Raw genomic sequence first — 17,045 nt, 5'->3', positions numbered from 1 at the left:
GTGCTGGGTTAATTATGGTCTTGGTCATTAACTAAATAAATAGAATCTATATGCCATATTATGCTTATGTCGCTCCATCAAATGAGAGAGAAGTCGAACTGTGTCGGGTCTGGCAACTTGTACTTGAGCTTGAACAGGTTGGGGTAAATGACAATTTTTTTCAGATAGGCGGTAACGCCAATAACGCTATCAAACTCATCAACACAATTCGAGTCGAAATGTCAATGGCTGTGCCGTTGGCCGTTCTGTTTGAGCATAGTACAGTCGCAAAAATGGCTGCTTTTTTAAACCACCCAAAAGAATTTGTTGATGTGACGTCGGTACAACAACAAGAGTACTGGGCAAGCCAGCTATCAGGGGTTGAAACCTTAGAGTTGCCTACGGACTGTGTCCGCCCTTTAAATTTCGATGACCGAGGCCAATACGTCGAATTTGAATTAGATGAGGCATTATCGACTCAACTTAGCGCTTTGGCACAGTCTCAGTACACGACCTTGTATACGGTGTTGTTAAGTGGGTTCTATGTGACACTTACCGCGTTATCGGGTCAGAGCGATATTGTGATTGGTACACCTTCGGATAGCCGATTTGATCAGCAGAGGCAATCTACGAACGAATTTTTCGTTAACTCATTAGCGCTACGCGCTGATGTGCAAGGTAAGCAGTCACTGCAAGCGTTAATCTCACATGTTAAACATGTCGTGAATCAAGCGAGAGTACATCAAGGATTATCGTTTGAAAAAGTGCCTGAGCTGCTGGGCGTTGAGCGCGACACGTCACGTCACCCAATTTTTCAAGTGATGTTCGATCTAGCTAGCGTTGATAGTGGAGCGATTGACCTACCAGCTCTGCCCATAGAAGGATCTGAAGCTAGCACGACGCAAAGTTCAACAGATCTTGATTTAAGCCTGTCGTTAATTGATAGCGGCAAGGTAATCCGAGGTAGTTTTAACTATGCGGTGAGTCTGTTTGAAGCATCGAGCATCGAACGTATGCGTGATATGTATTTCAGAGTACTACAGGCGTTGGTCAATGATGTCACGCAAACCGTTGCTCAAGTGGATGTGTTATCAGAGCAAGAGCGTCATCAGTTGTTGTACCAGTGGAATGACACGGATGCCGCTTACCCGCAGGATAAAACTCTGCAAGCCTTATTTGAAGAGCAAGCGGTACAGACGCCAGAACAAGTTGCAGTGGTGTTTGCAGGAGAAGCACTGAGCTATGGCGAATTAAATGAACGAGCGAATCAATTAGCCCATGCGATACGAGCCGAGTATGAGGTCTCGACTGGAAAAGCACTCAGCGCAGATACCTTTATAGGTTTGTATGTTGCACGCAGTGTAGAGATGGTGGTGAGTATCTTAGCGGTACTGAAAGCTGGAGCTGCGTATGTACCGATTTCACCTGAATATCCGAGTGAGCGAGTCGAGTTTATTTTATCGGATACACAAGCGAGCTTGGTGCTGACACAATCACAGTATCAACAAACGCTGAGTGCACTGACAACAGCGAGTTTGATGTGTGTTGATGATAGAGATACCTATGCAGCTCATAGTACGGCGGTTCCAGCAGCGATAAATGACGCTAGCGACTTGGCGTATGTAATTTACACCTCAGGCACCACGGGTAAGCCGAAAGGGGTGATGATTGAGCATCGCTCGGTGGTCAATCTGATAGACAATCAGTATCGCGAATTAGACTTTACAGCAGATGAAGTGGTTATCTGGCTAGCCAATTATATTTTCGATGCATCAGTTGAGCAGTTCTTTTTACCACTTCTGAATGGCAGTCGACTGGTTGTACCAAGTGACGATGAAATCACACAACCGGAAAAAATCATCCAACACCTAATCACTCATCAAGTGACACACCTAGATGGCACGCCGAGTTATCTACAAGCGTTAGGCCACCCGGGTTCAAAGAGCGCTATTCGTAGAGTGATTGCCGGTGGCGAAAGTTTGATTAGTGAATTACGTTCACTTTGGGGTGATTTACTCATTAATGAATATGGGCCGACAGAAGTTACGGTGACATCGATTCAATGTCTAGATTCAAGCAATGCCAAGTCCCTTAACACGATAGGAACCCCGATATCGAATACACGAGCTTATGTGGTCAATGACGCAGGTCAGTTGGCAGCGATGAATACGCCAGGAGAGTTGTATTTAGGTGGTGTGGGCGTAGCGAGAGGGTACCTCAATAGAGACGACTTAACGGGGGCGAGCTTTATAGACAATCCATTTGCCAGTGAAGCAGATAAAGCTAAGGGTTATACCCGCTTGTACAAGACAGGGGACTTAGTTCGTTGGCAGGAGAATGGTCAATTAGAATATTTAGGTCGTAATGACAGTCAGGTAAAAATCAGAGGTTATCGAATAGAGCTGGGCGAGATAGAAAGCGCACTCAATGAGGTTGCGGACATAGCTCAAGCGGTGGTGATAGACAAAGTCACAGGCAGCAATAAATATCTAGCGGCTTATGTTGTCGTTCAGGCAGGAAAAACCTTATCAATTGACAGTGTACGTGAGCAGCTATCGGGACGATTACCGGACTATATGGTCCCCAGTACGTTTACAGAATTAGAGCAGCTCCCATTAACAATCAATGGCAAGCTAGACAAACGGGCGTTACCAGAGCCCGCTTTAGTCGATGGTCGTAATTATGTAGCACCTCGTAACACGCTAGAAACGCAATTATGTGAGCTGTGGCAAGCAGTGTTGGAGCTTGAGCAGGTTGGTGTACATGACAACTTTTTCCGTATTGGTGGCAACTCGATTAATGCCATTAAACTCACAGCAAGGATTAGAGAAGCATTATCTATGGATGTGCCTCTGGCCTTGTTATTGACTCATAAAACCGTTGCTGGCATTGCCGCTCATTTAAATGATCAAAACGAAATGTTGGTCATCCCACACCGTACCTTAGAGCAGGCGCCACTGTCGTTTGCTCAGGAAAGCTTGTTATTTATCGAGCGCTTCGAACAGGGCAGCCATATTTATCATATTCCAAGCCTCGTGCAATTGAGTGCTGATGCAGATATAGACAAGTTGGTTGAAGCGATAAATGTGGTTGCCACTCGTCACCCAGTGATGAAGAGTGTTTATCGCACTGATGAAGCTGGCGCAGACTACCAGCTTGTACTGGCTCAAGACATTGAACTTGAACGTCACGTACTAGACAGTGAAAGTGCGTTGTTGGCCAGTTTATCAGAGGCGGTAGCCACACCATTCGACTTAACGACAGAAATGAGTTTGAAGCTCCATCACTTTGTTGTTGAGGAAGATAATACGTCGAAGGGATATTTGCTGATGCTGTGGCATCACATTGGTTTTGATGGTTGGTCGATAGATATCTTCATGTCAGAATTGAATGAAACCTACGATGCGTTAATAGCCGACAGAAACCCAGAACTACCAGAATTAGAGATCAGTTATGCAGACTATGCGAGCTGGCAGAGAGACCATTTATCTGGTGAAGTGCTTGTTCAGCAGCAAGATTACTGGCAAACGCAACTGTCTGGGTTTGAAACGCTAGTTTTACCAACAGATCATAGTCGTCCCCCGCATATTGATTATCGTGGTCAGGATGTTGCCTTTGAATTAGATAAGGCATTATCAGAGCAGCTTAGAGCGGTGGCGCAATCACAAGAAACGACCTTGTACACTGTCTTATTGAGTGGCTTCTATGTGACGTTGGCTGCGCTGTCTGGTCAAGATGATATTGTCATTGGTACACCTTCGGATAACCGTCATCATGCGCAAACACAATCCTTAATCGGGTTCTTTGTTAACTCACTGGTGCTGCGCGCAGGTGTAAATGGCGCACAGTCACTGAGTGCGTTGATTGCGCAAGTACATGGTGTGGTGACGCAAGCGAAAGTACATCAAGAGTTACCGTTTGAGAAATTGGTTGATTTGTTGGATGTTGAACGAGACCCGTCGCGCCATCCGGTTTATCAGGTGATGTTCTCGGTTCAAGATTTTGACTATGACAAATCACAGTTCTCTACTTTACCTTTCGACACGACAACGCTGTTGAATGAACATAAACTATTTACCCCAGCTAACTATGATTTACGCTTGTTTTTGAGTGATAAGCATGAACAAATCAGCGGCTATGTTAACTATGCCGTGAGCTTATTTGAGGCGGCGAGCATCGAGCGGATGCTAGAGATGTATCGTAAAGTGCTTCAGGCGTTGGTCAGCGATGTCACGCAAACCGTTGCACAAGTAGATTTATTATCGTCCGAAGAGCGTCACCAGCTATTACATAGGTGGAATGATACGGATAAGCCTTATCCACAAGATAAAACCTTATCGGCTTTATTTGAAGCACAAGCAGCGAAGACACCAGAGCAAGTGGCATTGGTGTTTGAAAATGAAACTCTGAGTTATGGTGAGTTGAACGAGCGTGCCAATCAGTTAGCACACGCGATCCGTGCTAGGTATGAGTCTGCCAATGGACAAGCGCTGAGTGCTGATACGTTTATCGGCTTGTATATGGACCGCAGTTTAGCAATGGTAGTCAGTATCCTCGCGGTACTGAAAGCCGGCGCTGCGTATGTGCCAGTTTCACCAGAATATCCGCAAGAGCGCGTCGAGTTTATTTTATCGGATACGCAAACCGATTTAGTGCTGACGCAAACCCAGTATCAAGCGGAACTCTCGACACTGACCACTGCGAGTTTACTGCTGGTTGATGATGCCGAGGTATTTAGTGGTCAAAGTTCAGCGACCCCTGAAGCGATAAGTGATGCCAACGACTTGGCTTATGTGATTTACACTTCGGGCACCACAGGTAAACCGAAAGGGGTCATGATTGAGCATCGCAATGTCGCTCACTTGGTGACGGCACAGCGTCAGCACTTTGAGTGTGATGCTTACCAAAATGCATTATGGTTTGCGGATTATGTCTTTGACGCCAGTGTGTCTGAATTATTTGTCAGTTTACTGTCGGGTCATACGTTATTTATCAGCAGCACAGAAACGCGTAAAGATCCAAGCAAGTTAGCAGCGCTGTTATCGAAAGAAAACATTCAGTTAGCGACGTTGCCGCCTGCAATTTTACATCAGTTAGATGCCGGGTGTTTTGCGTCATTTGAGTGCTTGGTGATGGCGGGTGAAGCGCCAACCATTGAGTTGTATGAGAAATTTAACGCTATCCCACGATTGCTAAATGCTTATGGTCCAACAGAGAGCACGGTTTGTGCGAGCGTTAACCGTTATCAGCAGGGAGATAGCGCGACGAATATCGGTCATGCAATTCCGAATAGTCGTTTATATGTCTTATCAGATTCAGGCAATCTAGCCCCAATTAATGTTGTTGGAGAGTTGTACATCAGTGGTGCGGGCTTAGCGAGAGGTTACCTCAATCGAGACGACCTAACGGCAGAGAGTTTCATAAATAACCCATTCGCGAGCGAAGCAGATAAAGCCAAAGGGTATACCCGCTTGTACAAGACTGGAGACTTAGTGCGCCGTCTGGCGGATGGTCGACTGGAATTCTTAGGTCGAAATGACAGTCAGGTAAAAATACGAGGTTATCGTGTTGAATTGGGTGAGATTGAAAGTGCACTTAATGGGCTTGCAGATGTTGCCCAAGCGGTAGTGGTCGATAAAGTCAAAGGCGGGAATAAATACTTGGCCGCTTATGTTGTTGCAGAAGCAGGACACACATTGTCTCTTGATGGGGTAAGAGCGCAGCTATCTACACAATTACCGGATTATATGGTCCCAGCTGCGTTTACTGAGCTTGAACATATTCCGTTAACAATCAATGGCAAAGTAGACAAACGCGCATTACCAGCGCCAAGCTTTGTTAGCGAAGATGAATATGTAGCACCACGCAATGAGTTAGAAGCGCAATTATGTGAATTATGGCAAGACGTTTTAGGTGTAGAGCAAGTTGGTGTGCACGACAACTTCTTCCGCATTGGCGGCAATTCCATCAATGCGATTAAGCTGACTGCGGCGATTAGAGATGTGCTATCTGTAGATGTCCCGCTGGCCTTGTTGTTTGAATATAAAACGGTAGCAGGGCTTGCGGCGCAGTTGGGTGAACAAGACGAACTATTAGTTATTCCACGCAGCACCTTAGCGCAAGCGCCGTTGTCATTTGCGCAGGAACGCTTGTTGTTTATCGAGCGTTTTGAACAAGGCAGTGACGTTTATCATATTCCAAGTCTCGTAAAGTTAAACTCTGACGCTGAGCTAGATAAGTTGTTAACAGCGATAAATGTGGTTGCCACTCGTCACCCAGTGATGAAGAGTGTGTATCACACCAATGATGCCGGAGAAGATTATCAAGTTGTACTGGCTCAAGACATTGAACTTGAACGTCACGTACTAGACAGTGAAAGTACGTTGTTGGCCAGTTTATCAGAGGCGGTAGCCACACCATTCGACTTAACGACTGAAATGAGTTTGAAGCTCCATCACTTTGTTGTTGAGGGAGATAATACGTCGAAGGGTTATTTATTGATGCTATGGCATCACATTGGTTTCGATGGTTGGTCGATAGATATCTTCATGTCTGAACTGGATGAAGCGTATGACGCGTTAATAGCCGACAGAAACCCAGAACTACCAGAATTAGAGATCAGCTATACAGATTATGCCAGTTGGCAGCGTGATTACTTAACAGGTGAAGTACTTGAGCAACAACAAGGCTATTGGCAAACGCAACTGTCTGGGTTTGAAACGCTAGTTTTACCAACAGATCATAGTCGTCCAGCACATATTGATTATCGTGGTCAGGATATTGCCTTTGAATTAGATGAGGCATTATCAGAGCAGCTTAGAGCGTTGGCGCAATCACAAGAAACGACCTTGTACACTGTCTTATTGAGTGGCTTCTATGTGACGTTAGCAGCGCTGTCTGGCCAAGATGATATCGTTATCGGCACACCTTCGGATAACCGTCATCATGCGCAAACACAATCCTTAATCGGGTTCTTTGTTAACTCACTGGCGCTACGCGCAGGTGTAAATGGCGCACAGTCACTGAGTGCGTTGATTGCGCAAGTACACGGTGTGGTGACGCAAGCGAAAGTACATCAAGAGTTACCGTTTGAGAAATTGGTTGATTTGTTGGATGTTGAACGAGATTCGTCACGCCATCCGATTTATCAGGTACTGTTCGATTTGGCGAGTGTAGGTACTGGCGATAATAGCGCATCCAACTTACCGTTTGCTGCGCCTCCACTGGATTCTGAACAAAGCTTATACAGTCCAGCGAAATTTGACTTGAGTTTATCTTTGGTTGATAGCGTCGACGCTATACACGGAAATTTCAACTATGCCGTGAGCTTATTTGAGGCGGCGAGCATCGAGCGGATGCTTGAGATGTATCGTAAAGTGCTTCAGGCGTTGGTCAGCGATGTCACGCAAACAGTTGCACAAGTAGATTTGTTATCGTCCGAAGAACGTCACCAGTTATTACATACGTGGAATGACACCAAAGTGGATTATCCACAGAGTGCGACAATCAATACGCTGGTAGAAGCACAATCAGGACAAACACCTGACAATATAGCTCTGGTATTTGGCGACAACGAACTCACATATCGAGCCCTAAATGAGCGGGCTAACCAACTTGCACATCATCTAGTTGAACTCGGGGTTGGTGCAGACACCTATGTTGCAGTTTGCATCGAACGCTCTTTGGATATGGTGATTGGCATGCTGGCTATCTTGAAAGCTGGCGGTGCATATGTTCCCTTAGATTTGGGGGCACCTCTTGAGCGCCTTGAGTATATGCTTGAGGATAGCGGCGCTAGTTTTGTATTAACGACTTCAGAAATCGCAGCGGTAATAGAATTTCCTGTGAAGGTCGGTGTGGTTTGTATTGATATGCAGGACACATGGGTAGCAAACCCTGTATCTAACCTGAGATCACGCGATGGAATTACGCCGCAGAATTTAGCCTATATTATTTATACCTCGGGTTCTACTGGTAAGCCTAAGGGCGTAATGGTCGAACACCGCAACGTTGTTAACTTTTTTACGGGGCTAGATTCAAGTATTGGCAGTGAGCGTGCTCAAGAAACCTGGTTGGCGGTGACGAGTATCAGCTTTGATATATCTGTATTAGAACTGTTTTGGACATTGTCTCGAGGTCAGAAAGTGGTGCTCCAGCCTGGTCGTCCAGTGACGTTGAGTGATGGTACAACACCTGAGATCCAGCGTATTTTGGCACGACGTACTCAACACGGTCTCACGTCTCAAGAGTTGATTTTACAACATGGCGTTACACACCTTCAGTGCACGCCATCATTTATGCAAGAGTTAATATCGGATAGCTCAGCCCACAGTGCCTTAACGCAATTGGAAAAAGTGTTGCTCGGGGGGGAAGCGCTTTCACCTGAGTTAGCAAATGCGGTAATAGGCAGAATAAGTGGTTCGCTTTACAACATGTATGGACCGACAGAAACAACCATCTGGTCTTCTGTTGAGAAAGTTACTTCAAGCCATATCACGATCGGATATCCAATTGCGAATACACAACTGTATGTGATTGGCACTGAAGGTCAACTTTTGCCGGCAGGTGCTCAAGGAGAGCTTTACATTGGTGGGGAAGGTGTCTCACGCCGTTATCTAAATCGCCCAGACTTAACTGCAGATAAGTTTATTGATTCACCATTTACGGCAGAACAAGGTGCGCGCCTTTATAAAACGGGAGACTTGGTTCGTCGACTGAAAGATGGCAGGTTGGAATACCTTGGGCGCAACGACAGCCAAGTCAAAATTCGTGGTTACCGTATTGAGCTTGGCGAAGTTGAAAGTGCTTTAGTTGCGCTATCAAACGTGAAACAAGCAGTTGTTGTTGATAAACAACAGGCAGGTCAAAAATTTCTCGCCGCGTATATTGTGCCGGAGCAAGGTGAAGTTGTTGATATAGAGCAAATTAGAGAAGAAATATCTGTATCTCTACCTGAATATATGGTCCCAAGTGCTTTTGCCTTGATTGCCTCAGTTCCGCTAAACGTCAATGGGAAAACAGACCGCCGGGCTTTACCAGAACCTAATTTCGTTGACGCAGGTGGGTATGTTGCACCACGCAATGAGTTAGAAGCGCAATTATGTGAATTATGGCAAAACGTATTAGAGCTTGAGCAAGTCGGAGTCAATGACAACTTTTTCCGCATCGGTGGCAATTCAATTCGCGCTATTAGATTGACGGCGGCGATTAGAGATGTGTTATCTGTAGATGTACCACTGGCCTTGTTGTTTGAATATAAAACGGTCGCAGGACTTGCCACTCAGCTGGTTAAGCAAGATGAGATGTTGGTCATTCCACAAAGTAACCTTGAACAGGCACCATTGTCGTTTGCTCAGGAACGTTTGTTGTTTATCGAGCGTTTTGAACAAGGCAGTGACGTTTATCATATTCCAAGTCTTGTAAAGTTAAATTCTGACGCTGATCTAGATAAGTTGTTAACAGCGATAAATGTGGTTGCCACTCGTCACCCAGTGATGAAGAGTGTTTATCGCACTGATGAAGCCGGCGCAGACTACCAACTTGTACTGGCTCAAGACATTGAACTTGAACGTCACGTACTAGACGGTGAAAGTACGTTGTTGGCTAGCTTATCAGAGGCGATAGCCACACCATTCGATTTAACGACTGAAATGAGTTTGAGACTCCATCACTTTGTTGTTGAGGGTGATAATACGTCGAAGGGCTACTTGTTGATGCTTTGGCATCATATCGGTTTCGACGGCTGGTCAGCAGATATTTTTATGTCCGAGTTGGAAGAAGCTTACCATGCTTTGCTTGCAGATAGAGCTGCCGAACTACCAGCGTTGGAGATCAGCTATGCTGATTATGCCAGTTGGCAGCGTGATTACTTAACTGGCGAAGTGCTTGAGAAACAACAGGGCTATTGGCAAACACAGCTATCTGGATTTGAGCACCTCACTTTACCGACAGATTACGCTCGTCCGGCAACCATTGACTATCGTGGTAAAGACATAGAATTTGAACTGGATGTGGCTTTATCAGAACAGCTTAGGGCGTTGGCACAATCTCAAGACACGACGCTGTACACCATATTGTTGAGCGGCTTCTACGTGACGTTAGCGGCGTTGTCTGGCCAAGATGATATTGTAATTGGTACACCTTCGGATAACCGCCATCACGCGCAGACACAATCGCTAATTGGGTTCTTTGTTAACTCGCTGGCACTGCGTGCTGAGATAAATGGCGAACAATCACTTAAGACGTTAATCAAGCATGTGCACAATGTTGTGACTCAAGCGAAAGTGCATCAAGAATTACCGTTTGAGAAACTCGTTGATTTACTGGATGTAGAACGAGATCCATCACGTCATCCGATTTATCAGGTGATGTTCTCAATGGAGCAATTCAATGAGCTTGATATGGCAGCGAAGTCATTGCCGTTTATGGATACCGATCTTGGTTTAGAAAGACATGTTTATAATCCCGCGAAGTTTGACCTCAGCCTATCCTTGGTCGATGGCGACAGGACAATACAGGGTAATTTCAATTACGCATTGAGCTTGTTTGAAGCGGCGAGTATCGAACGAGTATTAACTGTATATCGTAAAGTGTTACAAGCATTCGCCAGTGATGTAACGCAAGCAGTTGTTCAGGTGGATGTACTTTCAGTAGAAGAACGTTATCAGTTACTGCACCAATGGAATGATACGGATTCGGATTATCCAGAAGATGAAATGGTGCACACTCTGTTTGAAGCACAAGCAGCGAAAACGCCTGGGCAAGTGGCGTTGGTTTTTGAAGATGAAGCGCTGAGTTATGCCGAGCTGAATGAGCGTGCTAATCAGTTAGCTCATGCGATCCGATCGGAGTATGAATCAGCAACTGGCAAAGTATTAAGCGCGGATACCTTTGTTGGCGTATACATGAAGCGTAGTGCCGAGATGGTGGTGAGTATCTTAGCTGTGCTTAAAGCGGGCGGTGCTTATGTGCCAATTTCACCAGATTATCCAAAAGAGCGGGTCGAGTTTATTTTGTCTGACACGCAAGCTGATTTGGTGCTGACGCAATCACAATATCAACCTGAGCTAGAGACGCTAACGACAGCAAGTTTGATACGCGTAGATGAAGCGCAAGTGTATAGCGGTTACAGCAAGAATAACCTAGCAACGAGAAACCAAGCGAGCGACCTGGCCTATGTTATTTATACCTCAGGGACAACGGGTAAGCCAAAAGGAGTATTAGCTCCACATCAAGGCGTAGTGTCATTAGTTCAAGACACAAACTACGTTGAATTGTCCAGCTCGGATGTGTTTTTGCATTTATCCGATCCTTGTTTTGATGCGGCAACGTTTGAAATCTGGGGCGCGTTAACACTAGGTGCTAAAGTGGTTATCTACCCAGGAACTGAGAGTATTACCCCAGATGAAGTGAATCGCTTATTGAAAACGCAAGCGGTTTCCGTGCTTTTTCTAACAAGAACGTTATTTGATAACCTTTATTTGCAGAACGACACTATGTTCGGCAAGTTACGTTATCTACTGACAGGTGGTGAAGCGTTAACGCCAAGTTTAATAAGAAAATTGGTAAATCAGTCATCTCGTCCGAAACATATATTGAACGTCTATGGCCCGACTGAAAGTACCACGTTTACAACGGCTTACCAGTGTGGGAGTTTCTCAGGTAGTGTGCCATTAGGAAGAGCAATAAACACGAGAAAAGTTTATGTCCTGACTAAGCACAAGACATTAGCGCCAGTTAATGTTGTTGGTGAACTTTATATCAGTGGTGCGGGGTTAGCCCGTGGTTATCTCAATCGGCCTGAATTGACAAATGATTGCTTTATAGACAACCCGTTTGCAAGCGAAGCAGATAAAGCCAAAGGTTATACCAAACTCTATAAGACAGGGGATTTGATGCGCTGGTTGCCTGATGGCAATTTGGAATACATTGGCCGTAATGATGATCAAATTAAAATTCGTGGTTATCGTATTGAACTGGGTGAAATTGAGAATGCATTAAACCGACTTCCAGGTATTGCTCAGTCGGTAGTGATAGATAAAGTCAAAGGTGACAGTAAGTATTTGGCGGCTTATTTGGTGGCAAATAGTGGACAGACTTTGTCACTTGATGGGTTAAGAGAGCAGTTATCTGAACAGTTACCGGATTATATGGTCCCAGACGCGTTTACAGAGCTTGAACATATTCCGTTAACACTAAACGGTAAGCTAGATAAACGCGCGTTACCGGAGCCTAACTTTGTCAGAGCAGATGAATACGTTGCACCACGTAACGAGCTAGAAGCTCAATTATGTATGTTGTGGCAAACGGTGTTAGAGCTTGATCAAGTTGGCGTGCATGACAATTTCTTCCGCATTGGTGGCAACTCCATTAATGCAATTAAGCTGACTGCGGCGATCAGAGAAGCGTTATCGATAGACGTGCCATTGGCCTTGTTGTTTGAATATAAAACGGTAGCAGGGCTTGCGGCGCAATTGAGTAAGCAAGGTGAGATGCTGGTGATCCCAAGGAACACCCGTGCACATGCGCCGTTGTCATTTGCTCAGGAGCGCTTGTTGTTTATCGAGCGTTTTGAGCAAGGCAGCGACGTATATCATATTCCAAGTCTCGTAAAGTTAAATTCTGACGCTGATCTAGATAAGTTGTTAACAGCGATAAATGTGGTTGCCACTCGTCACTCAGTGATAAAGAGTGTTTATCGCACTAATGATACGGGACAAGACTGTCAAGTCGTATTGACACGGGACATTGAGCTTGAGCGACATGTACTAGACAGTGAAAGTACGTTGCTATCTAAGATATCTGAGACGATAGCCTCACCGTTTGACCTCACTTCAGAAGTAAGTCTGAAGCTCCATCATTTTGTTGTTGAGGGAGACAATACGTCCAAGGGTCACTTATTGATGCTGTGGCATCACATTGGTTTTGACGGCTGGTCGTCAGATATCTTCATGTCTGAACTGGATGAAGCGTATTACGCGTTAATAGCCAACAGAACCCCAGAACTGCCAGAATTAGAGATCAGCTATGCAGATTATGCCAGCTGGCAGCGTGACTACTTAACTGGCGAAGTACTCGAGCAACAACAAAGCTATTGGCAAACGCAGTTATCTGGAGTCGAAACTTTGGTGCTACCGACGGACCGTGCGCGTCCTGCTCGTATTGATCACCGAGGTCAGAACGTTGCGCTAGAACTTGACGTGACGCTTTCAAACAAACTCAGAGCGTTGGCGCAATCACAAGAAACCACACTGAACACAGTGTTGTTGAGTGGCTTTTATGTGACGCTGGCAGCGTTATCGGGCCAAGATGATATCGTTATCGGCACACCTTCAGATAACCGTCATCATGCACAAACACAATCCTTAATCGGGTTCTTTGTTAACTCACTAGCGCTACGCGCAGGTGTAAATGGCGCACAGTCACTGAGTGCGTTGATTGCGCATGTACATGGTGTAGTGACGCAAGCGAAAGTACATCAAGAGCTACCATTTGAGAGAGTGGTCGATCTGTTGGATGTTGAACGTGACCAGTCACGTCATCCGATTTATCAAGTGATGTTCTCCTTCGAACGATTTGGTGAGCAAAAAGTAATAAACAATGCATTACCATTTCAGCCAACAGCGTTTGATAACGAGGAGAACTTGTACAAGGTTGCGAAGTTTGATCTTAGTCTCTCTTTGGCTGATAACGATAGCGTGATAAGAGGGTACTTTAACTACGCAGTGAGCTTGTTCGAGGTGTCGAGCATCGAACGTATACGAGATATGTACTGTAAAGTGCTTCAGGCGTTGGTTAGCGATGTCACGCAAACGGTTGCACAAGTAGATGTGTTGTCGGCCCAAGAACGTCACCAGTTATTACATACGTGGAATGATACGGAAGCAGCGTATCCGCAAGATACAACGCTACACGCTTTGTTTGAAGCACAGGCAGCGAAAACACCAGAGCAAGTGGCATTGGTGTTTGAAGGTGAGAGTCTGAGCTATGGCGAATTAAATGAACGTGCGAACCAGCTAGCCCATGCGATACGAGCCGAGTATGAGGTCTCGACTGGAAAAGCACTCAGCGCAGATAGCTTCATTGGGTTGTATGTTGCACGCAGTGTCGAAATGGTGGTGAGTATTCTTGCGGTACTGAAATCAGGCGCGGCGTATGTACCGATTTCACCGGACTATCCAAGTGAACGAGTCGAATTTATTTTATCGGATACACAGGCGAGCGTGGTGCTGACGCAATCGCAGTATCAAGAGAAGCTCTCAGCACTGACATCGGCGAGGGTGGTGCGAGTTGATGATGGTGAGGTTTATGGCGGTCAGTGCAAGGCGAATCCAGAAGCGGTGAGTCATGCCAGCGATTTGGCTTATGTAATTTACACCTCAGGGACAACGGGTAAGCCGAAAGGGGTGATGATTGAACATAGAAGCATCGTCAACACCTTGTTCTCAATGTCGAATGTATACAACATCAGTGAACAGTATCGTAGGTCATCATGCTTTAGTAACTATGTTTTCGATGTATCAGTCTCGGAAATCTTTAACAGCCTGTGTTTTGGTGGCGAGCTGCATATTTTCTCGGAAGCAGTACGGACCAATGTAACAGCACTGCAAACTTACATGATAGAGAAGGCACTGAACTTTGTGTTCTTACCGCCGGCGATTTTGTCAGTGTTGCCACGTTGTAATTATCCAAGTCTACAAGCGCTGATTTTCGCAGGAGAGCCATGCGATAAAGAAGCGGGCCAGTATTGGTCGAGTCATTATGCATTGCATAACTACTATGGCCCAACGGAAGCGACGGTATACGCGTCGGGTAAACAGGCACAAGCGCGGAATGTGAATGAGATAGGGCGTCCGTTGTCGAATATGCGATTGTATGTGCTGGATAAAGCGGGTGCGATAGTACCAGTCAATGCACCAGGGGAGTTGTATATCAGCGGCATAGGCTTGGCGAGAGGATATCTGAATCGTGATGAGCTGACGGCGTCCAGTTTCATTGAGAATCCATTTGCGAGTGAAGCAGAGAAAGCGCAAGGATATGACCGTTTGTATAAAACGGGAGATTTAGTGCGTTGGTTAGCGGATGGTCACCTTGAATACTTAGGTAGAAATGACAATCAAGTAAAAATTCGTGGCTACCGTATCGAATTGGGAGAGATAGAAAGCGCCTTAACGGGGTTACCAGAAGTAGCTCAGGCGGTTGTTCTGGTGCGCGAGCATGAAGGTAAAAAGCAACTGGCGGCATATTTGGTGGGCAGTGAAGGAGTGGTTTTAGATGTTGAGGCATGTAGAGCGAAGCTAGGTGGGGTATTGCCTGCATATATGCAGCCGAATAGTTTCACGGTATTGGCAGCGATGCCATTGACGGTGAACGGAAAAGTAGATAAGCGAGCGCTGCCAGAGCCACAGTTTGTAAATGAAGACGAATACGTGGCGCCACGTAATGCGCTTGAAGCACAGCTATGCGAAATCTGGCAGGAAGTGTTAGGCCTAAAACGCGTTGGCGTGAATGATAACTTCTTCCGTATTGGCGGTGACTCTATTGTGAGTATCCAGCTGGTCACAAAATTGCGAAAACTGGGTTTTGATATTCAGGTAAAGGCAATTTTTGATGCACCGGATGTTGCACGATTGGCATTACTACTGAGCAAAAGCACGGAAAAGGTTGAAACTAGAACTGAGCAAGGCTTGTTGGAAGGGGAGTTTGGATTACTTCCTATACAAGAGTGGTTTTTTGATAAGGCATTACCAAAAGCTGGACATTGGAACCAAGCTTTCATGGTGAAGCTGCCGAGCAATATCACACAACAGCAAGTCGAAGTTGCTGTGCGTCAGCTGGCTGCTCATCACGATATGTTGCGATGCGAGTTCAAGCTGCAACATGACAAAATGATTCAGCGTTATTCTAGTGATGTATGTGCAACGATGGCACCGTTACGAGCACTAGATGTTTCAAATCTTGATGAGCTGTCAATTAGTCAAGTTTTGACGTCTTGGCAAAGCAACTTTAACGTTGTTGAGGGGCCTCTTTGGCAAGCTGGATATTTGACAGGTTATGCAGATGGTAGTGCGAGGCTATTTTTCGCATTCCATCACCTTATTATTGATGCTTATTCCTGGAGAATAATTGCTGAAGATATCAAGCAGCTATTGCAAGGAAAAAGCTTGGACAAAAAAGGATCAAGCTATCGTCAATGGGTTGAAACGGTGAAGTTCTATTCAAGGACCCATCAGCATGAAGTCGCGTATTGGAATCGCGTTGCTGATTGTCAGACAAAATCACTACCGCATCATGAACTTCGAATTAATGAAGTTGTGTTACCAGAATCATCAACAGACGTTTTGTTGCATCAAGCAAACCTTGGTTTCAATACAGAGATCAATGACCTGCTGCTCAGCGCTTTGGCGGTTGCCTTAGCAAAAACTTTTAAGCGCAATGATAACAGCATCATGTTGGAAGGCCATGGACGTGAAATGATCGATGAATCCATCGATATTTCACAAACCGTAGGATGGTTTACTACAGCCTATCCGATAAAGCTTGTGAGTGAGCTCAACTTGAAAGAAACCATTGTCAAGACAAAGGAAATGCTGCGAGACATTCCTAATAAAGGTCTGGGCTATGGTGCACTTGTACAGTCTGGCTCGTTATCAAGTGAACTTCCAAAAATTATTTTCAATTACCTTGGGCAATTCAATTCAGGTTCTAAATCTGGGCTCCCAGAAGATTGGAGTTTAGTGAGTGAAGACTGTGGAGAAATGATCTCGCGTGAAAACACGGAAGAAGTTCTACTCAACATTAATGGTTCAGTGTCGAATGGGAGTCTTGGATTTCAGATACAAAGCCAGTTAGATGCTACCCAAACAGAGCTATTCATTCAGAATTTTGAAAGCGCGTTATTGATGATTACTCAAGAAGCTGCGGAGCAGGCGCTTAAGGGTGGGATCAAAACGCAAAGTGACTTTGGTTTTAAAACTGCTTCAGACCGACAGTTACAAAGCTTGTATAAGAATAATGTATCAAATACCAAAAAAGTCGTTAAGCAAAAGATGAAGATTTAGAGGTTA

The 17,045-nt window shown here is 45.3% G+C and carries 1 protein-coding gene; it reads left to right on the top strand.

Annotation, left to right across the window (positions count from 1 at the left end; translation table 11 throughout):
* The first annotated feature begins 50 nt into the window (after positions 1 to 50).
* A complete protein-coding gene (locus ACSLBF_RS19180; RefSeq protein WP_440057007.1) occupies positions 51 to 17,039 on the top strand; it encodes an amino acid adenylation domain-containing protein in 16,989 nt (5,662 codons plus the stop codon).
* Positions 17,040 to 17,045 lie beyond the last annotated feature (6 nt).

Source organism: Pseudoalteromonas sp. T1lg65 (genome assembly GCF_051930985.1).
In the GTDB taxonomy this organism is placed as follows: Bacteria; Pseudomonadota; Gammaproteobacteria; order Enterobacterales; family Alteromonadaceae; genus Pseudoalteromonas.
Note: the sequence above shows the minus strand (reverse complement) of the source record. Positions and strands in the feature narration are given on the sequence as shown.

Coding starts and splice junctions, on each gene's coding strand:
- ACSLBF_RS19180 (WP_440057007.1), top strand. CDS start 51: ATGCCATATTATGCTTATGTCGCTCCATCAAATGAGAGAGAAGTCGAA.